Origin of the sequence: Aeromonas bestiarum (genome assembly GCF_000819745.1) — a bacterium.
GTDB lineage: Bacteria > Pseudomonadota > Gammaproteobacteria > Enterobacterales > Aeromonadaceae > Aeromonas > Aeromonas bestiarum.
In genome coordinates this window covers 101,403-124,221 of the sequence record NZ_CDDA01000028.1, presented here as the reverse complement: position 1 = coordinate 124,221, position 22,819 = coordinate 101,403, and the positions used below count along the sequence as shown (strand labels likewise).

Below are 22,819 nucleotides of genomic sequence, written 5' to 3'. Positions count from 1 at the left end.
GAGGTGTGTTATGATTTTGTTAACTGGTGCTACTGGCTTTGTGGGCCGTGCAGTGTTAACTCAGTTAATGCATCAACCTGGCTTGTCAATACGCACGTATGGTCGCCATGCGCCTGCTGGTTTGCCAATTGGCACTGCGCATAATGTCACTCATGTTATTGGTGAGATTGGTGGCGCTGCTGATTACGCAACTGCTCTGAGTGATATCGATGTGGTGATTCATTGTGCCGCTCAGACCCATGTCATGAGTAATTTAACTCATGACGGCCGCGATATTTATCAAGATATTAATGTTGATGGGGCACTTAATTTAGCACATCAGGCTATTATCGCTGGTGTTAAGCGCTTTATTTTTATCAGTTCTATCAAAGTTAACGGTGAGTCGACACGCAGTCTGCAGCCATTTAACCATACAAGTTCCCCGGCGCCAGAGGATAACTATGGTCGTTCAAAGCAGGCAGCAGAAGATGGGCTGCGCAGGTTGGTCATCAACAATTGCATGGAGTTGGTAATTATTCGTCCACCCTTAGTATATGGCCAAAGTGTTAAAGGAAATTTTTCAACATTACTCGAGATAGCCAAAAAGAATCTGCCTTTGCCATTGGGCGCTATCCACAATCAACGTAGTATAGTTGCTCTCGATAATTTAATTGATCTAATTATCACCTGTATTGATCATCCTAACGCTGCCAACCAAACATTTTTAGTGAGCGATGATCAAGATGTCTCCACCACTCAATTGATCAAGATGATGACACTGGCTGTTGGTAAGTCGCCAAGGTTACTGTCGGTGCCGATGGGCTGGCTCAAATTATTGGGAAAATTGACCGGTAAACAGGCGGTGATTGAGCGGCTTTGTGGTAATCTGCAAGTGGATATTACCCATACAAAAGAGACCCTAGGTTGGAAGCCACCTATCTCGGTTGAAGAAGGGCTCAGGCGCTGTTTCGTTGAGGATAATAAAACATGTTGATTAAGTTTTTTGATTATTTTGCAGCATTTTTCGGCTTATTATTACTCTGGCCTGTATTATTGATAGTTACCCTGATAGGCCTGTTTGATACAGGCTCACCTATTTTTGTGCAAGAGCGTGTCGGACGCCATAAAAAGCCATTTAGCCTGATTAAATTTCGTACTATGGCGGTAAGTACGGAATCGGTTGCCAGCCACTTGGCAAGTTCTAGCTCTATTACCAAATTTGGTGCTTTTTTGCGTAAGACAAAGATAGATGAATTACCACAATTGATCAATGTGCTTAAAGGTGAGATGAGCTTGGTTGGACCACGTCCTAATTTGTTTAATCAAGTAGAGTTAATTTCTGAGCGAGATTTTTTGGGGGTATATAATGTGTTGCCTGGTATTACCGGGCTTGCACAAGTGAAAAACATTGATATGTCGACCCCAAAGTTGTTGGCCAAGACGGACCGTGAGATGATTGATACGCTCACCTTAGCTAACTACTTTCGCTATATTATGATGACTGCCACCGGTAGTGGTGCTGGCGATGCAGTCAGGTCGAAATAGCATCTATCTTTGTAGCTGCACGCAATCCTTCTTCACCGTAGTTAATTTCATGGTGTAATTATGTTAACCTATTTTCTGGGTATCCCTCGTCTTTATAAGAGAATGATCTGCGTACTCGCAGATACGCTATTGCTGTCGCTGGCATTTTGGGGCGGTTATTGGGTTCGGTTAGATGCCAAAATTCCTCTTCAGAGTAGTTTGCATTGGCAAATGTTAGCGCTGTTGCTGCCAGTGACCGTTATCATTTTTATACGGTTGGGCCTTTATCGTGCAGTGCTCCGTTATGTTGGATTCAAGGTGTTGTGGACTGTATCGCTTGGCGTGTTTATGTCCACCATGTCATTGGTGATGCTGGCTTTCTTTATGGAGGTCCCGTTACCAAGAACTGTGTCAGTTATCTATTTTTCCTTCGCGGTATTGTTAGTCGGGGGGGTACGCTTATTTTTCAGAGCATTGGTCAATGGTGGTAAACATCAGCGGACAGCTGTGTTGATATATGGTGCAGGAGCATCTGGTAGGCAGTTACAGGTAGCGTTAAATCAGGGAAAAGAATTTTTTCCAGTTGCGTTTATCGATGATGAACCGACTTTGCAAAAGACGGTGATCCAGGGTATTAATGTTTATAGCCCAGATTGGGCTGGTGAGCTGATTCAGCGATTTGATATCAAAAAGATTTTGCTTGCTATGCCTAGTGCCTCTCGAACGATCCGCCAAGAGGCCCTTCATCGATTGGAGCATTTTCCTTGTGAAGTGCTTTCTATTCCGGGCATGGCTGATTTGGTGACTGGGCATGCACACATTGATGAGCTCAAAGAAGTCTCTATTGAAGATCTGCTGGGACGCGATCCAGTTGATCCTATTCCTGGGTTGATCAATGCCAATATCAGTGGAAAACGGGTGATGGTTACTGGTGCCGGAGGTTCAATCGGTTCAGAACTTTGCCGCCAGATTATTTGTTGTAAACCTTCCCAATTGGTGTTATTCGAGCTGTCAGAGTACGGCTTGTATGCGATAGACAAAGAGCTTAACGAAATTAATCGAGCACAAGATTTACAAGTTGAGATTGTACCTTTACTTGGTTCTGTGCAGCGTCAACATCGTTTGCAAGCAGTGATGAGTACCTTCCAAATTCAAACAGTATATCATGCTGCGGCGTATAAGCATGTGCCACTGGTTGAATATAATGTAGTTGAGGGGGTACGCAACAATGTGTTTGGTACTTTGTATTGTGCTCAGGCCGCCATTCGTGCTCAGGTAGAAACCTTTGTTCTTATATCAACTGATAAAGCTGTTCGCCCAACTAACATTATGGGTACAACTAAACGGTTGGCAGAATTGGTATTACAAGCCTTGGCCGCAGCCCAAAGCCAAACCAGATTTTGTATGGTGCGTTTTGGTAATGTGCTTGGATCTTCCGGATCCGTGGTGCCGCTGTTTCGCAAGCAAATCCGTGATGGCGGGCCATTGACAGTCACTCATCCCGATATTATTCGTTATTTCATGACGATTCCTGAAGCTTCACAATTGGTTATTCAGGCTGGGGCCATGGGGTTGGGTGGGGATGTGTTTGTATTGGATATGGGAGAGCCGGTAAAGATTATCGATTTAGCACACCGGATGGTCCGTTTGAGTGGTTTAACCCTTAAAAATGAACAGAACCCGAGTGGTGATATCGAGGTCAAGATAACTGGATTACGGCCGGGGGAAAAACTATTTGAGGAGCTGTTGATTGGTGAGCAGGTTGAGGGTACCTCTCACCCTCGGATCATGAAGGCATCTGAACAGTTGCTGCCATGGCCCGAGTTGCGCACATTTTTGGTAAAGCTGGATGATGCCTGCCATCATTTTTCTCACGAGCAGATCCGTAGTTTGTTGCTTAGTGTTCCCGCTGGATTCAATCCAACAGATGGTATTTGTGATCTAGTTTGGAAGGCGAAAGGTTCAGCTAAGGGAGCACTGAGTCGGGCACTTATTGATGATGATATTGAATTTCTCAATTCGGAGGCTGATTTGCCTATGTATGGATACTGAACTATGGCAGGCCTTCTGACTGATTCCATATTATTACTGGGAGAGCATGGTCAATTGGGGCGTTCACTGGTGGCTCAGTGTAAGGCTGCCGATATAAAGTTGCGTCAATGGACTCACGATGAATACCCCAGCGGGAGAAGGATCCCTCTCAATGAGGTGTTCGCATTGTGTACACCCCAAGTGATTATCAACGCTACTGCTTATACCCAAGTCGAGCTGGCAGAGGAAGAGCCTGAGCAGGTGATGGCGGTCAACCGAGACAAGGTTTGTCATTTAGCTCGGGTAGCCAAGCAGCATGATGCCCTCTTGGTGCATTTTTCAACCGATTATGTGTTTGATGGCAGTGGTGTGCGACCATGGTGTGAAGAGGATACACCTAATCCTTTAAATATTTATGGCCAGAGTAAATGGTTTGGTGAGCAGGAGATTATCGCTAGTGGTTGCCGCTATCTGATTATTCGAACTAGTTGGTTGCATAGCCCCTGGCGCCATAATTTTGTAAAAACCATGCTACGGCTGGGACAGACACAGAGTGAATTATCTGTAGTCTGTGATCAGATAGGAGCACCCACTTCTGCCGCTCTGTTGGCTGAGTTGACCATGATGGCAGTAACTCGAATACAGTCCATGCCCTCCCTTGCCGGCTTATATCATGTTACCGCAGAGGGGGAGGTGAGTTGGTTTCACTATGCAGATTTTATATTCAACGAGGCTCATCGTATTGGGTTGATAGAGAAGGTACCTAGACTTATTCCTGTGACTAGTGCTTCTTACCGAAGTCCGGTGCGTCGACCGCTCAACTCTCGTCTGGATACAATGCGTTTTTGCAGCACTTTTGGTGTGAAATTACCTGATTGGCGTGAAGGCGTGAGAGATACCTTATTACAGTTGCAGAGGACGAAATGAGAACCAAGTCTACACAACAGTTTCGTAAGGGAATTATTTTGGCTGGTGGTTCTGGTTCTCGGCTTTACCCGGCCACTTTGGCGGTGAGTAAACAACTGTTGCCTGTTTATGATAAACCTATGATTTACTATCCACTTTCAACTCTGATGCTAACTGGGATTAGAGAAATCCTGATAATCACTACTGAAGTGGATATGCCCCGATTTCAGCTACTTCTAGGAAACGGAAGGCAATGGGGGCTTACTCTTAGTTATACGGTGCAGCAACAACCGCAGGGGATAGCCCAAGCACTGTTGATTGCCGAAGAATTTCTGGCCGGGCATCCTTGTTGTCTCATCTTGGGGGATAACCTTTTCTATGGCGCCGATCTTGCCAAGCAGCTCCAACGGGCAAACCGAATCTCCACAGGTGCTGGTATCTTTGCTTATCATGTTAATGATCCTGAGCGTTATGGAGTATTAAGTTTTGATAAAATGGGAACAGTGATCGCAATTACAGAAAAACCTGCTGTGCCGAAAAGTCATTTTGTTGTTACCGGGCTTTACTTTTATGATGAACAAGCTTCTTCATTGGCTAAACAGTTGGTGCTCTCTGATCGCGAAGAACTGGAAATCACGGATCTTAATTGGCTCTACCTTGAGCGCGGTGAGCTTGATATTACCTTTATTGGGCGTGGTTGTGCCTGGCTTGACACAGGAACTCACGATAGCTTGCAAGAGGCGGGCAGTTTTATTCAAACATTGGAAAAACGCCAAGGATTGAAAGTTGGTTGCCCTGAAGAGATTGCATGGCGACAATCATGGATCGATGATATGCGGCTGCGTGAGCTTGCGATCCCCCTCAAAAATAGTGGTTATGGTAAGTATTTATTACGCTTGTTGGAGCCTAGTTTTGGCTGCCATGAAAATAGTTTAGATTAGCTATATTTTGTGATTTTTTATTTCAAATTAATATCTACATCCACTTTTTAGGTATTAACATGCAATACCGTGCTACTAGTTTAGTTGATGTTGTTATTCTCACACCACAGATATATCGTGATCATCGTGGTGAGTTCATGGAGTGTTTTCGTCAGAGTGAATTTGAGCTGCATTGTGGGGAATACAAGTTCGTACAAGACAATTTGAGCCGCTCCAATGGCGGAACCTTGCGAGGTTTGCATTATCAGCAGCGTCACCCACAGGGCAAGTTGGTACAGGCAATAACTGGCACCATTTTCGATGTTGCAGTGGATATCAGGGTTGGCTCTCCTACTTATGGTACTTGGGTAGGGCATATATTGAGTGCCGATCAAGGGGAGTTGATGTGGATCCCCCCCGGTTTTGCCCATGGTTTCTATGTGATGAGCGAGATGGCGGATGTTTTTTACAAGTGTACCGATTATTATCAGCCTGGTGATGAGCATTGCATCCGCTGGAATTCTTCCTCATTGGCAATAAATTGGCCACTGTCGGATAAATACCCTCTGTCTTTGTCTGATAAGGATCGTCAGGCGGTAAATTTTAGCATCGCGGTAAGCGCTTGAATCAAGCATCAGTTTTTGGGATTTTATTGGATAAGAGATAGCAAATGAAAGAGAGAACTCCGGATGTGCCAGCGCAGTGGGTACAAACCACCGGCTCTGATGTGATTAATCTACGTGAGCTCGTATTGGTGCTGTGGCGCCAGAAGATATTGATCTGTTTGGTGGCAGGCATTTTTGCCGTTGCCGGGATTATCTATGCGTTATTGGCTCCACAAGTTTGGTCGGCTAATGCCGTGATCCAGACTCCAGCCAACAAAGATCTGCTGCCCATGCTACAAGTTGCCAGCCAGGCCAAACTGCTTGGGGTCACCGACTTTCCCGATAACAAGGCCATTTATGATGAATTTGTGCGCGAGTTCAATACTTATGAGAATCGTCGTGATTTCTTGATGGGAAGTGAGTTTTTTAAAAAACACGTTGAAGAGGCGCAGCTGGATGAGCGAGGGCAGCGCCTTTGGGTCCGTGAGTGGGCCAAGTTTATCTCTGCTGAGGCTGTCGATAAAAAGGGTGAAAGACCGGGTATTACCTTGACGAGCAGTGCAGATGCGTCAAATAAGGCATTGACCATGTTGGAAAGCTATATCCAGTTCATCATTGCAAAGCAACAGCTGCGTTTGGTCAGTGACCTTACAGCACAACAGTCAATGCAGCTCGATACTATGATGACGAACCTTAAATTGACCAAAGAGGATGCTGAGCGAGCTCTTAAGCGTGAGATTGAGAGTACCGTGCTGACGATTTCCGTTGCTAACGCCGCCGGTGTTGAACGGCCCCTAGAAAATTACAACAATGGAGAACGCTTTCCGATTACGCTGGGCACCAAAGGGTTAGAAGCGAAACTGAAAGTACTCAGGACTATTGACTTGAGTGTTTATCAGCCGAAACTTGCGGATCTACAGGCTCAGATAGATCGCCTCAAGCAAGTTAAGCTTGATGGCATCACCTTCAGGCCCTTCTCGTATCTTGATGCGCCGGAAGAACCGCTGAATCGTGACAAGCCCAAGCGTCCTCTGATCGTGGTGTTGGCCACCTTGCTCGGTGGCATGCTGGGTGTCGGGATTGTGCTAGTACGCCATGCTTTCCGCCGGCCTGAACAGGCATAATGTTTACCAAGTAAGTAATGGGGGGCTTTGCCCCCTTTCTTTTTTGGGGTTGGTGATTGTGTTCAAGAGCATGAAAACAAGGGGTCAGGGCTGATGAGGGTGACAACAAGGATCTTTGGTGTGGTCAGCGTGCTTTATTGGTTGCTGGGCATGCACTTTTTCATGCACAACCCCGGCGGGGCCGGGCTCTATCTGCCGTTCAATGCCTGGGGCTGGATCTTTGCCAGCCTCGTCATAGGTCTGGGGTCGTGGCAGGTGACGCTGCAGCAGCGGCTGGTGTTCTCGCCATTGCAGGCCTGGCTATGGTTTGGTGGATGCTTGCTGTTGCTGCCCATGGCCTATCCAGGTTTCGAATTCAAAGACTATGCCATTCCCCGGCTGTTGGGGCTGTTTGCCGGTCTGCTGTTTCTGTTTTGTCTGTACCAATGGCAGTTGGCTCGTCAGGCCCGTGACAAGCTGCTCTATTTGCTGTTGGGGGCTGTGGCCATAGAGGCGCTGCTTGGCTTGGTGCAGTACTACCTGCTGACCCCCGGCAACTGGCTCGGTTATGACACTCGGGTCAATCGCCCCTACGGCATCTTTCAGCAGCCCAATGTGATGGCAACCTTCATGGCGACCGGGCTTGCGCTGGCCACCTGGCTGGAGCTGCGCGGCAATGCCAATGTCTGGCTCAGAGGGCTGCGTTATGGGGTGATCCTGGCGGCCAGCCTGTTGTTGGTGGGGTTGCAATCCCGGGTGGGGCAACTGGGTGGCTTGCTGGCCCTGCTGCTACTCGTACCACAACTTTATCGCCAGCAGCAACTGCACAGGGTTCTGGGGCTGGTTGGATTGGGCATCGCCTTGGGGTTGATATCTCAATACGGGATCAGCGGCGTCAAACGCGGGCTCGAGGCCTATCAGTCCGGCGGTATGCGTTCCATCTACTGGCCCTACGCCGCCAAGCTGATTGCACAATCTCCCTGGGTCGGCTGGGGCTACGGCAGCTTTGAGACCACCTTCCTGCATCACTACATGGCTGACAAGGCGCTGAACCCGGCCATGGTGCAGATTGAATACAACCTCGATCACCCCCACAACGAGTTTCTCTACTGGGCGGTGGAGGGCGGGCTGGCCCCCATGATCGGCATGGCGCTGATGGGCGGTGCTCTGTTGTGGCGGCTTGCCAGGGCGGGTTGGGTCAAGGGGGCGGCGCTGCTGGCGCTGGTGACCCCCATACTGCTGCACACCCAGACCGAGTATCCGCTCTATCATGCCATCGTCCTCTGGTGGGCCCTGCTGCTGCTGATCCATGTGCTGGATGCGGAGGTGGAGGAGGGGCTGCAGGCCTCGGGCAGTGCCAGCTGGCGCGAATATGTCTATCGTCCCTGGCTGTTGTTGCGCTTCGTGGCCATCACCATTCCTCTGCTGGTCGTGCCCTTCATGCTCACCGCCATTCATACCGCCTGGGTGGTGACCAAGTATGAGCGTAGCGGCTACAAGGAGCCGACCCTGTTGCTCGACATCGTCAATCCCATGGCCTGGTTGACCCGTGTGGAGTTTGACGTGAACTCGGTGCGACTCATGGTGGGCTTGCAGGCCGACAACAAGGCGGAGCTTGAAGCCTATCTCGACTGGGGCCAGGCCTTTGTGCGCCACACCCCCAGATCCAATATCTACGCGAACATGGTGCTCGCGCTCGGCGCGCTGGGGCGGCAGGAGGAGGCAAGGGCGCTGCGAGCGCAGGCCCTGATGCTCTATCCGGGTGATCCCTTGCTGACCGGCTCGGCCGCCACCTCAGTGGCCACGGCGCTTGAGCGCAAGCCCTCCTCCTGATGTTGGCTGTCGGCGCCACGCGGGGCGGCCAGGTTGTGCGATGTTTCATCAACCGCCTCACGGCTTCGCAAAAATGGTTGCCTCTGCTGGACGGCAGAGGCGCCATGGCTAAGATAGTGGCCTCAACGTCTTGTTTTAGAAAGGGAGTATGAAATGGAGTTAGTGCTAGGCCCATTGGAGGCCCGAGTGATCGGCGCTCTGATCGAGAAAGAGATCTGCACGCCGGATCAATACCCCCTCTCCCTCAATGCCCTGGTCAATGCCTGCAACCAGAAAAGCAACCGCGAGCCGGTACTGGATCTCTCCGAGCTGGATATCCGCGCCGTAGTGGATGAACTGATCCGCAAGCGTCTGGTGGTCAACACCGCCGGTTTCAACGCCCGGGTGCCCCGTTACCAGCACCGTTTCTGCAATACCGAGTTCGGCACCCTCAAGTTCAGCGAGCAGGAGCTCGGCATCGTCTGCGAGCTGCTGTTGCGCGGCCCGCAGACACCGGGCGAACTGCGCTCCCGTACCAACCGCCTGTGCAGCTTCGATGATGTCACTCAGGTGGATACGGCGCTGGCCGCCCTGATTGAGCAGGGGCCCTATGTGGTCAAGTTGCCCCGTGAACCGGGCAAGCGTGAATCCCGCTATGCCCATCTGTTCAGCGGCGAGGTGGATCTGCAGGCGCTGGCCGAGGCATCCCCAGCCAGCAGCTATGCATCCCCGGCGGCGGACAGGTTGAGCGCGCTGGAGGAAGAGGTCGAAACCCTCAAGTCACAGTTGCAGGCTCTGGAAGCCCGTCTGGCGCAGCTGGAAGGCTGACACGTCGGCACGTTTACCCCCAAAGAGGCGCTGCGGCGCCTTTTTTATTGTCATTTCGCCGAGGTTGCAGCCTCTTGCCATCCCTCGGCGCTCAGCCCTGCTCGCGGTGTTCTATGAGCCAGTCGGCTTTTTTTTGGGTTATTTCACGGTTAAGGGTCGAGCCGCCGCCGCTTTCCCGTTAAAATTCCGCTTTTGCACCTGCCCGTGAGTCTTGATGTCTGCGTTCACCCTCTCTTCCGATTGTTATGCCCTGCTCAGTGAGCTGCAGTTGCAGCGCACCGCCAGTACCCGCTATTTGCAAGAACAACTGCAAGCACAGCAGCCGCTCGGGCGGGCCTTGATCGACAAGCTGAGCCAGTTGCAGTTGCAGGGGCTGGTGCGGCTGCGCGGGGAGCAGCAGTGGAGTCTGACGGCAGAGGGAACCCTGGCGCTGATCCTGGCGGTGCGCTCGGGAGCCTGCCCCATGCCGAACTGGGCACGGGTGCCCTCGGTGACCGGCCAGGAGATGGCCCAGGCCCTGGTGCGCGAGCTCTGCCTTGGGGAGGCGGGTCAGGTGCCGACTTACTACCTCGCGGCCGATCTGCTGAGCCTGCTCGACGTGCCCGAGGCCCATCGCCTGCTGCCGGGGTCCAGCCCGCAATGGCAACAACTGATGCTGATGCACTTCGCCCTGCAAACCCTGCTCGATGCAGAACCGGGTGAGCGGTGGCCGCTGGCATCGGTCGCCAGCGCCTGTGCCCCCGAGCTGACCCGCATGGGCGAGGGGGCCGCATCCGAGTGGCAATGGCTCTGTGGCGACCTGGCAGGCGAGGTAACCACTCACTGGCCCGCCTTGCAGCAGCTGGCGGAGCAGGGGGCGGAACAACCCCTTGCCGAGCGGTTGCTCGGTGCCCTCGGGCAGTGGCAGGCGCAAGGCGGCCAGGGTCAGTGGCCGCTGATGTTCGGCGGTCTGCTCTGGCTCGGCTGGCTGCAACAAGCCGACCCCGTCATTGCCAGCGAGCAGCGCAAGAAGTGGCAGCGCAGCCTGGGCAACCAGTTTCCACTGCTGGCGGATCTGCTGGGCCAGTGGGCCGGAGATCGCCACGGCCAGGCGGTCGGGTTGTTCGATACCCTGCAACTGCCGCTGGAGGAGTTGCACTGGGGTTATCTCTGGCTCGATCTCTGCGCCCTTGCCCGACATGGTGAGCAGAGCCCCCAGGTTGCCATACTGCACAAGTGGGATCTCTCCCACGTGCTGGAGGCCGACCCCCATCACAGGCTGATGGCCTTCTGTCAGGATCTGCTGCGGCTCCTGCTGGGGCAGGGGGCGCAGCGTGCACCGCTGCAACAGCTGCGCGCCGCCAACGAGGAGGAAGAGACGGACGAGCAGGACGGGGAGGACAAGACGCCCGCCTCGGCCAGCTGGCTCAACTGGCTGCAGGGGCTGGGCCGCTCCAGCGGCGTGCGCAAGGCACAGGAGCGGCTGGTGTGGCTGCTGCATGCCGAAGGGCCCGAGCTGGAGTGCAAGATCCAGAAGCAGAGCACCAAGGGGGAGTGGACCGCCGGTCGCCGGGTCGATCCCGCGCTGCTCTCCACCCAGTATGCCGCCCTGCTCGACGAAGAAGACTGGGCGCTGGTGCGCACCCTGCCCCGGGTTATGGGCCACTTGCCGCGAGAGGCCTGGGCACCGCTGGCCAACCATCCGCGCCTGTTCAATGCCAAGGGACAAAAGCTGCAACTGGCCATCAGTGCGCCCCTGTTGCAGATTGTCACCCTGGAGCAGGGCATGGGCGCGGTACTGAGTCCGGCCGCCGCCGCGCGCGGGGCCCACATACTGCCGCTGGCACAGGATTTGTGGCAGCTCATCCTCACCCCCCAGGCGCTGCTCGATCGCCTGCCCGCGCTGGAATCCATTCCCCCCTTGTCGGCCGAGGGCTTAAGCGAATTGCAGCGTACCCTGGATGCCATCCCGGGCCTGCCCTGGCACAGCCAGGTGGCCGGCCTGACAGGCAATGCCGAGCTGGCACCCTGGCCCGGCGTTCCCTCGGTCCAGCTGGATTGGCAGGATGGCCAGCTGGCGGTCAGGCTGGTGACCCGTCAGGGCGAGTTGCCGCCACTGCCCCTTGGCAAGGGGGAGGCCATAGTGCGGCAGGGGATCAAGGATTATCACTACTGGCAGCGGGACCTGGCCGCCGAGAAGATACAGGCCCAGCAGCTGCGCAATTCGCTGCCCATCGGCCTGCCCGGCAGTGAGTGGCTACTTCAGGGGGAGCAGGCGCTGGCACTGGTCAACGCCCTGCCCGAACTGGTGGATGCCGGCGTGGTCATTCACTGGCACCAGGACAGCGCCCGCCTCAAGAGTCTGGATGAAGCGGCCCTGAGCCTGCGCATCGAGCGGCGCCAAGACTGGTTCCAGGTGGAGGGGGCACTGGCCCTCGATGAGCACCAGATCCTCGACCTGCGTCTCATCCTGCGCCAGATGACGCCGGGCCAGCGCACCGTCCAGCTCGATGAAAAAACCAGCCTGATGCTGAGCGACAAGCTGGTGGAGCGGCTCACCATGCTGGGCGCCATGCTGGATGAAGAGCAACGCATCAACAACAAGCTGGCCTATCCGCTCACCCGCCTGCTTTCCGTCATCACCACTGAGGGGGATGACGCCTGGCACTCCCTGCAACAGGAGTGGCAGCAGGAGGTGGAGTGTCCGGCCGAGCTGCTGACCCCGCTGCGGGACTATCAGAAGGACGGGGTGCGCTGGCTGGCGACCCTGGCCCATCATGGCTTTGGCGCCTGTCTGGCCGATGACATGGGTCTGGGCAAGACCCTGCAGGCGCTCATAGTGCTGCGCATGCGCCAGCATCTGGGCCCGGCGCTGGTGGTGGTGCCAAAGTCAGTGGTCACCAACTGGCAGGAAGAGGTGGCGCGCTTCGCCCCCGAACTCGAGGTGGTGGTGTTCGAAAACCCCTCCGAGCGGGAAGGGGTGATCCGCGATGCCAGGGCCGGCCAGGTGATCCTGATCAACTACGGCATGCTCGGCAGCCTGGCGGAGGCGCTCAAGTCTCGCCGCTGGTCGAGCATGGTGCTGGACGAGGCGCAGCAGATCAAGAATGCCGGCACCCAGCGTGCCAAGCTGCTGTTCCAGCTTGAGGGCGATTTTCGCCTCGCCCTCTCCGGCACCCCCATCGAGAACCACCTTGGGGAGCTGTGGAGCCTGTTTACCTTTATCAACCCGGGTCTGCTCGGCAGCCTGGGCGAGTTCAAGCGCCGCTTCGGCAAGGCGGTGAAGGATCCCCAGCACATGGCGCTGCTGCGGGCGGTGATCAGCCCCTTCATCCTGCGCCGTCTCAAGCAGCAGGTGCTGACCGAGCTGCCGGACAAGACAGAGATCATTCATCACATCAGCCTCTCCCCCGAGGAGCGCCAGCTGTATGAGGCCACCCGGCGCGAGGTGGTGCAGCAGGTGCAAAGTGCCGATGGCCGCGCCCTGATGCACGTGCTGAGCGGTTTGACCCGGCTGCGCCGGCTCTGCTGCTCCCCCGAGCTGGTGATGCCCGAGTGGTCCCAGACCAGCAGCAAGCTGGACGAGGCGATGGCCCTGCTGGACGAGGCGATCGGCAACGGTCATCGGGTGCTGGTGTTCAGCCAGTTCGTCGATCTGCTGAGCCTGCTGCGTGCGCGCATTGAACAGAAGAAGTGGGATTACTGCTATCTGGATGGCGGCTGCTCCGCCAAGTCCCGCCAGGACTCCATACTGCGCTTCCGGCACGAGCCGGTGCCGCTGTTCCTCATCAGCCTCAAGGCGGGGGGCACGGGCCTCAACCTGACCCAGGCCGATACTGTGCTGCACCTGGATCCCTGGTGGAACCCGGCGGTGGAGGATCAGGCGAGCGATCGGGCCCACCGCATGGGGCAGACCCAGCCGGTGACGGTTTATCGGCTGGTGTGCGAGCAGACGGTGGAGGAGAAGATAGTCGCCCTGCATGACGAGAAGCGCGCGCTGGCCGATGGCCTGCTGAGCGGCCAGTCCGAAGTGCGCGGGCTGGATGTGGAGAGCCTGCGCGCCCTGCTGATGGGCTGATCAGGCGGAGGTTGTGCACAAGGGGGGATCGCCGGCAGGCGATCCCCCCTTTGTTTATGTCTGTGGCTGTGCAGGAGCTCCTGTCGAAGAGGCGGACCGCTCAGCCAGGCCCGCGGTGGCATCTTGCCAAGGCGGGGCAAGGGGAGTCTGCCGGCTTGCAGCTACCCCTGATAGAGGTAGAGGTGCAGCCGCTCTATGATGGGCTCACCGCCGATCTTGCGATCCCGCCGCGCCTGCCGCAGCTTGGGCGGGTAGTGGCCAAGGTGGGTGACGGCGGGCTGGGTGTCCGAGCAGAGCAGCAGGGGCAGGCTCGCCTTGAGCTGCTGCTTGCGGGGTTCCCTGTCCTGCCAGAGCAGGTTGATCATGGGGTGGGTCTTGACCGGTCGCCGGATCCTGAGCTCGGCATCGGCAGGCAGGCGGCGAAGGTCATAGACCTCCTGATCCACCATCTTGCTCCACTCCTCGTTGTTGGAGAGCGCCGGAATGTAGCGACGGCTGCGCTCCAGCATCTCCAGCACCTGCTCCCGGCTGAGGCGGTTGATGCTCTGCTTGTCGGCCCAGGTAAAGCCGAGGGAATGCAGCTCTCCTTCCAGCAGGGTCAGCTTGCGGTAGACCTGCAGGGTGATCACCCCGGGCAGGGCCCTGTGTACCAGCTCGAACTTCTCATCCCGCCCGCCAGCCTGCTGCACCAATTCCTTGAAGGCGAGCTTGCGGGTGTTGACCTCTTCGATCAGCGGGCGCAGCTGGCTGGCGCTGGCGGCAGAAAAGCGCAGCCAGCCCGGCAGGCGGTGGGTGGCCTTGGTGGAGCAGCCGGGGCGAGCACTGTGATCCCGGTAGGCCGCCAGGGTGGCCGCCAGCGCCTCCTCACCGCCCAGATAGCCCACCTCTATCTGTTCGATGGGCTCGTGCTCCTGCCCCTGAGGCACGGCGGGGAGGGGATAGACGTGGGCCTCCAGCAAGGGGAGCTGCGCCAGTTGTCGGGCCAGGCGGGCCAGCGCCTCTTCGAGCGCGTCCATCTGTTGACGCAGGGCGGCAGTCGGGGTAAATGTGTCCATCGGCGTGTCCTGTGGTCGCCCCTGTCACCCCCTCCACAGGGGCTGGCAGAGACGTAGCTAAACTACTGTATAAATAACCATACCAGCATGCCGAAAGCGCGCCAAGCGTCTCCTTTGCGGTGCGCCTGGCGAGGGTCAAAAGCGATAGCCATCTGAGTGTGTTTATTTTGTATCTATCTGTTAAATAAGGATCAACAAAAGATCTCTTGATTAACAATCGGATGTAAATCCCAGGTTGCCAGCCTCGCCTTGAGATCCCGTGACTGCATAGCCAAGACAAGAAACTGCATAGTTAGAGGTGCGCCATGCAGGAGAATATGCTGTCGGGCTTTCAGACGGAATAAAATGATTATTTAATAGTTTAAAATCAATCTGTTAGGTTTTACAGATTGACGATATTCACCATTAGTTTTACTAATGTCTTGTATCAAAATTCGTCAATTGAGTCGGTTGTCCCTCCTGACTAAGCTTTGCGCAACAAATTCGCACCCCGCGCAGACATCATCAAGAGGAGCCACATCATGGCCAACATGACTTATACCGAGACCGGTTACCAGCATTCCAGCCAATCGAATCTGGTTGCTCGCGTCAAAATGACAGTGCTGACCTGGCTGGAACGCAGCCGCAGCCGTCGCCAGCTCTCCGAGCTGCCCGAGTACCTGCTCAAGGACATCGGCCTGAACGAATCTGATCGCTATCAAGAGACCACCAAGCCGTTCTGGCGTGGTTGATCAGCCGGGCATGGATGCCTCGTTTTTCTGCTGATCCCGACTTTGCTGTGTCAACCGGCCTGACGCCGGCGCTTGAATGATTGCCCGATATTTTCTCGTCCCTGTCGCTTCATTTCCCCTTCTCGCCGTTCCCTCGTTCACCCCATGCCTGCCGACTTGTCATTAACTGTCGCCACATTTGTATCCTTACTGTTTGAATTTGTTTAAAAACTGATTTTAAGCCCTCTCGCGTTGCGTATAATCCGCCCATAGCGTTCCTGACAAAAGGGTGAGATGGATGATTCCCCAGCATGACTTTTTGGCCCTGACTCGTCGCCATGAGTGGCAGCTTGAGCCCTTCACATTTGACCTGCCCGGTGGCTCACGGGTGAGCGTGTGGGATACGGGCGTGCTCTGCCTGGAACCCGCGAAAGGGGCCGATGATAGGCCGGGGGGGGGCAAGGACATAGTGCTCTCCTGCGGCATTCACGGTAACGAAACCGCCCCCATCGAGATCTGCAACCAGCTGCTGACCCGGCTGCTCAGCGGTGAGCTCAGCGCCCGTCATCGGGTGCTGTTCCTGTTTGGCAACCCGGCCGCCATGAACCTGGGGTTGCGGGAGGTGGAGGAGAACATGAACCGGCTCTTCTCCGGTGCCCACAGCAAGGGGGAGGGGCTGTGCAATCAGGAGCGCATTCGCGCCATGCGCCTGGAGCAGTATGTGAGCCGCTTTTTTGCCGATCCGGCCCGCCCCCGTTATCACTACGACTTGCACACCGCCATTCGCGGTTCGCGTCACGAGAAGTTTGCTGTCTACCCTTTCCCCCATGAGCGGCCGCACTGCAAGGAGCAGGTGCAGTTCCTCGGTGCCTGCGGGGTGCGCACCATTTTGCTCTCCAGCGGCCCCACTACCACCTTCAGCTATTACAGCTCGCACAGCCACGGTGCCCATGCCTTCACGGTGGAGCTGGGCAAGGTGCGTCCGTTTGGTGAAAACGACATGACCCGCTTCATCGAGACCCGTCAGGCGTTGCAGGAGCTGGTGACCCAGGATGAGGTGGTGCTAGAGCCCTGGCAGGCGGATGACTTCACCATCTTTGCCATCGACCGGGTGATCAACAAGCGTTCGGAGCAGTTTCGTTTCCTGTTTGCCAGCGATGTGGACAATTTCACCGAATTTCCCCAGGGTTTCGTGCTGGCCGAGGATGGGGAGCTGCGCTATACGGTAGAAAAGACGCGGGAGGCTGTGGTCTTCCCCAACGCCAATGTGGCCATAGGTCAGCGCACCGTGCTGCTGGTGGTGCCGACCCGCTTGTGGGAGTGAGCTGAACCCTTTTGGGGCCCTCCACCAGCGCGCCGTGCGGCTGGTGGCGCCCCTTCATCCTCGTGGGATTGATCCCGCAACCGCCCGAACAGGGAGCCCGAAGCGGCTCCCTTTTTCGTCTCTGCTCAGCCGAAAAGTTCAATGTCTTTCTGAAATTAAAGAAGTTTCTACTGGTCTTACCTGGTTAAATCACATTGCTCTTTAGTTAACATCTTATTTACATTCTAAGGGTCACCTCATGGTGGTGACGTTGACAACGGCAAGGAGCCAGTTATGACCCATGTCGACATCCCTTTCCTTCGTTACCTCGATGAGGAGGGGCGCCCGGTCGCGACACTGCCGACCTGGCTGGACAAGGCGATACTGCACACTTTCTACCGCAACATGGTGATGGTGCGCAGCTATGACAAGAAAGCAATCGCGCTGCAGCGAACCGGCAAACTCGGCACCTTTCCCTCCCATCTGGGAGCAGAGGCGGTCGGGATAGGGGTCGGGCTCGCCATGCAGGAGCAGGATGTCTATGTGCCCTACTACCGGGACATGCCCACCCTCTACGTGCGGGGCGTGCCCATGGAGAAAAACCTGCAATATTGGGGCGGGGATGAACGGGGTTGTGTCTTTTACAAGGCCGATGGCGAGCTGTCGGAGGACCTGCCCATCTGCGTGCCCATCGCCACCCAGATCACCCATGCCGCCGGCATAGCGGCGGCCTTCAAGTTGCGCAACCAGCCTCGCGTCGCCGTGGTCACCATAGGCGACGGTGGTACCTCCAAGGGCGACTTTCTGGAGGGGCTCAACTGCGCCGGTGTCTGGCATCTGCCCATGGTGATGATCATCAACAACAACCAGTGGGCCATCTCGGTGCCGCGCAAGTTGCAGTCGAGTGCTCCCACCCTGGCCCAGAAAGGGATAGGGGCCGGGGTACGCAGCATTCAGGTCGACGGCAACGATGTGGTGGCCGTCTATGATGCCACCCGCATCGCCGTGGAGCGGGCGCGCACCGGCAAGGGCCCGACCCTCATAGAGGCGATCAGCTATCGACTGGGGGATCACACCACGGCCGACGATGCGACCCGCTATCGCGACGCCGCCGAAGTGGAAGCCGCCTGGGCCAGGGAGCCGGTCAAGCGGCTGCGCCAGTTCATGTTTGAACAGGGCTGGTGGGACGAGCATCAGGAGCAGGCGCTGCTGGCCGAGGCGAGCCGGGAGGTCGATCGCGCCGTGGCTGCCTATGAAGGCACGGCCCCGCAAGCACCGGAAACCCTGCTCGACTATCAGTTTGCCGAGTTGCCCAAGGATTATCGCGGGCAGCGCCAGCGCATCATCGCCAAGGGCATGCAGCGTCACGCCGGGGAGGAACGCTCATGATGGATGAGATGATACTGCAGGATGCCGTCAAGCCAGCGTGGCGGGATGACATGACACGCAAGGGGAATGGGGTGGCTGATGACGCTGCGTCGGGGAGGCTGCATGAGTGAAATGACACTGCTCGAAGCGATCAATCTGGCGCTGCATCACGAGATGGAGCACGACCCCGATGTGGTGGTGCTTGGTGAGGACGTGGGGGTCAACGGCGGGGTGTTTCGCGCCACAGTCGGCCTGCGTGACAAGTTTGGTTTCAAGCGGGTGATAGACACGCCGCTGGCCGAGGGACTGATTGCCGGGGTGGCGGTCGGCATGGCGACCCAGGGGCTCAAGCCGGTGGCCGAGTTCCAGTTTCAGGGCTTCATCTTCCCCGGCATGGAGCAGATCATCTGTCAGGCGGCGCGGATGCGTAACCGCACCCGTGGCCGTCTCTCCTGTCCCATCGTTTACCGCTCTCCCTATGGCGCCGGCATCCACTCGCCGGAGCACCACAGCGAGAGCGTCGAAGCCCTGTTTGCCCATATTCCGGGCCTGCGGGTGGTCATTCCCTCCAGTCCGAGACGGGCCTATGGCTTGCTGCTCTCGGCCATTCGCGACCCGGATCCCGTGATGTTCTTCGAGCCTGATCGCATCTATCGCTCCATGAAGTCGGACGTGGTGGATGACGGTGTCGGCCTGCCGCTGGACGTCTGCTTCACCCTGCGGCCGGGACGGGACATCACAGTGGTCGCCTGGGGGGCCTGCATTCAGGAGGTGATGCGAGCGGCAAGTCTGCTGGCGGAGCAGGATATTCAGTGTGAAGTGCTGGATCTTGCCACCATCAAGCCGCTGGACATGGAGAGCATTCTGGCCTCTGTGCGCAAGACGGGCCGTCTGCTGGTGGTACACGAGGCGTGCGGCAGCTTCGGGGTGGGCGCCGAGATAGTGGCGCGGGTGACCGAGGAGGCGTTGACCTCCCTCAAGGCACCGCCAAAGCGCCTCACCGGGGTGGATGCCGCCGTGCCCTACTACCGCAACGAAGAGTATTACCTCATCACCGAGCAGGATATCGCGGACGCAGCGCATCAGCTGATGGAGAAGTGGCTATGAAATTTTTCAAATTACCGGATCTGGGCGAAGGCTTGGCCGAGGCCGAGATAGTCGAATGGAAGGTGAGCGCCGGCGATACGGTGAGTGTCGATCAGGTGTTGTTGTCGGTAGAAACCGCCAAGGCACTGGTGGATGTGCCCTCGCCGGTGGCGGGGGTGATCGCCAGGTTGTGCGGGCAGGAGGGCGACATACTCCACATAGGCGCGCCGCTGGTTGAGTTCGAAGGGGGCGAGGATGACGGCACAGTCGTGGGCAAGGTCAGTGCCCATCAACAGCATATCGAGGATCACTTCGTGGTGGGTGCCATAGCCCCGGGTGGCAGCCTGGTACAGGCCATGCCTGCCGTGCGTCTGCTGGCGCAAAAATTGGGGCTGGACATAGACCGGATCAAGGGTAGTGGCAGCGCTGGCATGGTGACAGAGCAGGACGTGCAGGCGGCATTCGAGGCTCAGCAAAGCAGCGGCAACGAATTCCTCAAGGGTTCGCGCCGGGCCATGGCCAAGGCGATGGAGCTTTCCCATCAGACTGTGGTGCCGGTCAGCATTACCGACGAGGTGGATCTGCGTCACTGGCACCCGGATGAGGATGTGACGGTACGCCTCATCAAGGCCATCGGCGTCGCCTGTCGTGCCGAGCCCTCCATGAACGCCTGGTTTGATGGCGATACGCTCTCAAGGCGGCTGTTCCAGGAGGTCAACGTCGCCATTGCGGTAGACTCCCGGCATGGGCTCTATGTGCCCGTGATGGAGAACGTGGCTGAGCGGGAGGGGGCAGACATCCGGCAGGGGCTGGATCGCATGATCGCCGATGTGAAGGCGCGCGCCGTGCCGCGGGAGATGCTGCAGGGGGCGACCATCACCCTCACCAACTTCGGTGCCATCGCCGGCCGCTATGCCAGCCCGATAGTGACGCCACCTCAGGTGGCCATCATAGGCGCCGGCAAGTTGTTCGAGAAGGTGGTGTTCATCCACGGAGAGGCTCGTCCGGTCAGGGCACTGCCATTGTCGATGACGTTTGACCACAGAGCCTGCACCGGCGGCGAGGCTGCACGCTTCCTCAAGGTACTGGTTCAGGCACTGGAAGCACCCGCGCTATAAACCCTTGTGCCCTGCCGTCGGCAGGGCACAAATTTGTTTGCGTAATCCCCAAAGCCACGTATAATCTAAACCAGCTTGAAAGGGCGAAAGTTATGTCAATGAATATGATGTTTTACATCTTTTCCTGTTGTTCATAAGTTAATCCCGTTTTTGAGCTTTATCCGCTGAAAAGCATAAGTAATTATTTTGAATACAGGTTATAGATATGTCTAACATGATCACCGGTACCGTTAAGTTTTTCAACGAAACCAAAGGTTTTGGCTTCATCCAGCAAGAAAACGGCCCGGACGTTTTCGTTCACTTCAGCGCTATCAGCGGTAACGGTTTCCGTACCCTGGCTGAAGGTCAGCGCGTACAGTTCTCCGTGACCCAAGGTCAGAAAGGCCCGCAGGCTGAGAACGTAACTGCTCTGTAATTCTTACAGAATTTAAGAAAGCCGTGGTACCTCTGGTTCCACGGCTTTTTGTTTATGGGTGCTTTTTAGACTTGTATCGACTTCACTTTCGCCGCCATATCTCACCATGATTCCATCACTCCTGCTGGCCGCCAGCCTGCTCATCTCCACCAATACTCAGGCACAGAATGCTTTTGCCACGGAAGCGAAAGCCGTGTGCCAGCAGTTTGTACAAGTTCGCCTGGGAAGCACAATTGTGCCCGATGAGATCAAGGCGCAGCCTTTGCCTAAACGGGAAGGCGAATGGATGGTCGATGGCAAAGTAAAAGGACCCGAAGGTCCTTTGCTGTTTGCCTGTTTGCTGCGGCAGGGCTCGCGCTGGGAGTTGCTCAACTTTTCACTCTGGGCCCCGCAGGCGATCAAAGCGGTTTGAGTGCGACTATCAGATGCTGCAGATGCTCAACCATGGTCATGCCAAAAGGAGTCAGGTAGCCGCCATCTTCTGCGCTGATGAGACCTTGCTGATGCAGGCGTACTGCCGCCTGGCACAGCTCGTCGGACATGTCACTGCGCAACTTGATCCCCAGGCTCATGTTGGCCGGATCAAAGCATGCCAGTATTTTCAAGTCGTTTACAAAGTCGTTAGAAATCTGGTCGATCCCAATCATGAATGCACTCCTTACGCTAAAGATGTATGCAAACTAGCATTCCCGGATCCACTTTAGTGGGCGCTGGTTCAAACTATTGGGCTTTCTCTGGCGCCACCCTGCCTGAACGCTGTTTTTTTGGGCATTGCCCTCCGATTTGAGCCGTGAAAATGTGAGTCCGCTCGCGGGCGTTCAAACATGATAGGATAGGGCCCTCCTTTGTCTTTCTGGCCGAGCACAGCATATCGGCCTTCCAGTTCAAGGCGCCCCTCATGGTAAAGATCACGCTAGTATCACTGCTTCACTCTCTTGGCCCCCGTTTCCCTGTTTATCCCACCTCCCTGTTGCTGCCGCTGCTCGACCAGCATCAGGGCGATATCTGGCTGCCCGCGATCAAGGGCGCTGATGTGGCTGCCTTGCGTCAGCATGGCAAGGGGGCGGCTGCGCAAACCCTGGCGTCGCTGACGGCGGGCTGGTGTGACTTTGCCGCCAGCGATGTCGGGGCGACCCCCGAGCTGGATGCCCTTGCCAACTATGACACCGAGATGATGGACAACCTGCTGATGTACTGGCATGGCCCGGCCAAGATAAACAGTCCGATCACCGATAACCTGTTCGAGCTGCGCCGCGAGGTGGTGGACGAGGCCCATGGCAGCAAACTGGCCAGCGCCTGGGAGCAGCAACAGCAGTTGCGGTTCGAGCAGATCATGCAGGGCGTGCAGGCGGGACGGGATCAACTCTGCTTCGTCGAGGTGGAATCTGCCTACTGGTTGCGCCAGCGTTGCTGCGAGACGGTGGAGATCACCCTGGTGACGCCTGAGCTGGGTTGATATCGCCGAAAAATAGGTGACCGATCTCTCATACTGGACAAGCCGCCAGCAAGATGTGAACATGGCGCCCTTTATTGAAAGAGAGACTTGGCCAATGAGCTATGAATTGAGCGAAACCGAGCGCAATGCTGCGCTGCAACTGAACGCCGACTACCGCTACGAGCACTTCATCAGCAAGCTGGTCGAGCACGAAGAGCTGTTCGTCCTGACCGACGAGCACGGCGTCATGATGCTGACCACAGACGATGAAGATTGCATTCCGGTATGGCCGCACCCCGAGTACGCCCAGGCGTGGGCCGAGGGTGAGTGGGCCGAGTGCAAGCCGCAGTCCATCACCCTCAAGGTGTGGCTGGAACGCTGGGTCGACGGCATGGAGCAGGACGAGCTGTGTGTTGCCGTGTTCCCGACCCCGGATCAGGAAGGCATAGTGCTGGAACCGGCCGATGTGGCCGACGCCATTGCCGAGAAGCAGGCCAAGCGCGCCTGATCGCTTCTGAGCTTCCCTTGCAACCTTGGTTGCAATAAAAAGACCCCGCCAACGTG

21 protein-coding genes are annotated in these 22,819 nt (G+C 56.4%); 19 read left to right on the top strand and 2 right to left on the bottom strand.

What is annotated here, in order from left to right:
* Positions 1-10 precede the first annotated feature (10 nt).
* From BN1118_RS21265 to BN1118_RS13925, 10 genes are all read left to right on the top strand, one after another.
* Positions 11-973 (top strand): UDP-glucose 4-epimerase family protein, encoded by a 963-nt coding sequence (locus BN1118_RS21265; protein WP_084214118.1) that lies wholly within the window; start codon positions 11-13, stop codon positions 971-973.
* Entirely contained in the window at positions 967-1,524 is a 558-nt protein-coding gene (locus BN1118_RS13960) for a sugar transferase (protein ID WP_111587545.1), read from the top strand. Before BN1118_RS21265 ends, BN1118_RS13960 begins: the two co-directional genes overlap by 7 nt.
* A gap of 60 nt (positions 1,525-1,584) precedes the next feature.
* Positions 1,585-3,555 carry a polysaccharide biosynthesis protein gene (locus tag BN1118_RS13955; protein ID WP_043556703.1) on the top strand — a complete coding sequence of 657 codons (1,971 nt, stop codon included), beginning with the start codon at positions 1,585-1,587 and terminating at the stop codon, positions 3,553-3,555.
* Between the two features lie 3 nt (positions 3,556-3,558).
* Positions 3,559-4,461: a dTDP-4-dehydrorhamnose reductase gene (gene rfbD, locus BN1118_RS21260; RefSeq protein WP_080741101.1), complete on the top strand. Its 903-nt coding sequence runs from the start codon at positions 3,559-3,561 to the stop codon at positions 4,459-4,461.
* Complete coding sequence (rfbA, locus tag BN1118_RS21255) at positions 4,458-5,381, top strand: glucose-1-phosphate thymidylyltransferase RfbA (RefSeq protein ID WP_084214116.1); 924 nt, start codon at positions 4,458-4,460, stop codon at positions 5,379-5,381. Before rfbD ends, rfbA begins: the two co-directional genes overlap by 4 nt.
* A 59-nt stretch (positions 5,382-5,440) precedes the next feature.
* Positions 5,441-5,986 (top strand): dTDP-4-dehydrorhamnose 3,5-epimerase, encoded by a 546-nt coding sequence (gene rfbC, locus BN1118_RS21250; protein ID WP_084214114.1) that lies wholly within the window; start codon positions 5,441-5,443, stop codon positions 5,984-5,986.
* Positions 5,987-6,030: 44 nt separating this feature from the next.
* Positions 6,031-7,089, top strand: a complete 1,059-nt coding sequence (locus BN1118_RS13940) for an LPS O-antigen chain length determinant protein WzzB (RefSeq protein WP_043556700.1) — start codon at positions 6,031-6,033, stop codon at positions 7,087-7,089.
* Between the two features lie 93 nt (positions 7,090-7,182).
* Positions 7,183-8,901 carry a PglL family O-oligosaccharyltransferase gene (locus BN1118_RS13935; RefSeq protein WP_043556698.1) on the top strand — a complete coding sequence of 573 codons (1,719 nt, stop codon included), beginning with the start codon at positions 7,183-7,185 and terminating at the stop codon, positions 8,899-8,901.
* A 153-nt stretch (positions 8,902-9,054) separates the two neighbouring features.
* Positions 9,055-9,708 carry a YceH family protein gene (locus BN1118_RS13930; protein WP_043556697.1) on the top strand — a complete coding sequence of 218 codons (654 nt, stop codon included), beginning with the start codon at positions 9,055-9,057 and terminating at the stop codon, positions 9,706-9,708.
* Between the two features lie 214 nt (positions 9,709-9,922).
* Positions 9,923-13,765, top strand: coding sequence for a DEAD/DEAH box helicase (locus BN1118_RS13925; RefSeq protein WP_043556696.1), 3,843 nt, complete (start codon positions 9,923-9,925; stop codon positions 13,763-13,765).
* Between the two features lie 161 nt (positions 13,766-13,926).
* Here the strand turns inward: BN1118_RS13925 and BN1118_RS13920 are convergent, their stop codons facing one another.
* On the bottom strand, positions 13,927-14,820 hold the full coding sequence (locus BN1118_RS13920; RefSeq protein ID WP_043556695.1) for a DNA replication terminus site-binding protein: 894 nt from the start codon (positions 14,818-14,820) through the stop codon (positions 13,927-13,929).
* Between the two features lie 521 nt (positions 14,821-15,341).
* Between BN1118_RS13920 and BN1118_RS13915 the strand changes: the two genes are divergently transcribed.
* From BN1118_RS13915 to BN1118_RS13885, 7 genes are all read left to right on the top strand, one after another.
* On the top strand, positions 15,342-15,551 hold the full coding sequence (locus tag BN1118_RS13915; protein WP_043137637.1) for a DUF1127 domain-containing protein: 210 nt from the start codon (positions 15,342-15,344) through the stop codon (positions 15,549-15,551).
* A gap of 277 nt (positions 15,552-15,828) precedes the next feature.
* Positions 15,829-16,854, top strand: coding sequence for a succinylglutamate desuccinylase (gene astE / locus BN1118_RS13910; RefSeq protein WP_043556692.1), 1,026 nt, complete (start codon positions 15,829-15,831; stop codon positions 16,852-16,854).
* 273 nt (positions 16,855-17,127) lie between these two features.
* Positions 17,128-18,222, top strand: a complete 1,095-nt coding sequence (gene pdhA, locus BN1118_RS13905; protein ID WP_043556691.1) for a pyruvate dehydrogenase (acetyl-transferring) E1 component subunit alpha — start codon at positions 17,128-17,130, stop codon at positions 18,220-18,222.
* A 102-nt stretch (positions 18,223-18,324) separates the two neighbouring features.
* Complete coding sequence (locus BN1118_RS13900; protein ID WP_043137578.1) at positions 18,325-19,308, top strand: alpha-ketoacid dehydrogenase subunit beta; 984 nt, start codon at positions 18,325-18,327, stop codon at positions 19,306-19,308.
* Positions 19,305-20,405: a dihydrolipoamide acetyltransferase family protein gene (locus BN1118_RS13895; RefSeq protein ID WP_043556690.1), complete on the top strand. Its 1,101-nt coding sequence runs from the start codon at positions 19,305-19,307 to the stop codon at positions 20,403-20,405. Before BN1118_RS13900 ends, BN1118_RS13895 begins: the two co-directional genes overlap by 4 nt.
* Positions 20,406-20,610: 205 nt before the next feature.
* Positions 20,611-20,820, top strand: a complete 210-nt coding sequence (locus BN1118_RS13890) for a cold-shock protein (protein WP_005331438.1) — start codon at positions 20,611-20,613, stop codon at positions 20,818-20,820.
* Between the two features lie 106 nt (positions 20,821-20,926).
* Positions 20,927-21,232 (top strand): hypothetical protein, encoded by a 306-nt coding sequence (locus BN1118_RS13885; RefSeq protein WP_043556687.1) that lies wholly within the window; start codon positions 20,927-20,929, stop codon positions 21,230-21,232.
* Here BN1118_RS13885 and BN1118_RS13880 read toward each other — a convergent pair.
* Entirely contained in the window at positions 21,219-21,467 is a 249-nt protein-coding gene (locus BN1118_RS13880; protein WP_005320240.1) for a TIGR02647 family protein, read from the bottom strand. The genes BN1118_RS13885 and BN1118_RS13880 overlap by 14 nt on opposite strands.
* A gap of 251 nt (positions 21,468-21,718) precedes the next feature.
* Here BN1118_RS13880 and BN1118_RS13875 point away from each other — a divergent pair, with 251 nt between their 5' ends.
* The gene (locus tag BN1118_RS13875; RefSeq protein ID WP_043556685.1) at positions 21,719-22,276 is read left to right on the top strand and encodes a hypothetical protein; all 558 of its coding nucleotides are present in this window, start codon (positions 21,719-21,721) and stop codon (positions 22,274-22,276) included.
* Between the two features lie 94 nt (positions 22,277-22,370).
* Entirely contained in the window at positions 22,371-22,763 is a 393-nt protein-coding gene (locus tag BN1118_RS13870; RefSeq protein ID WP_042036410.1) for a DUF2750 domain-containing protein, read from the top strand.
* The last annotated feature ends 56 nt before the right edge of the window (positions 22,764-22,819 follow it).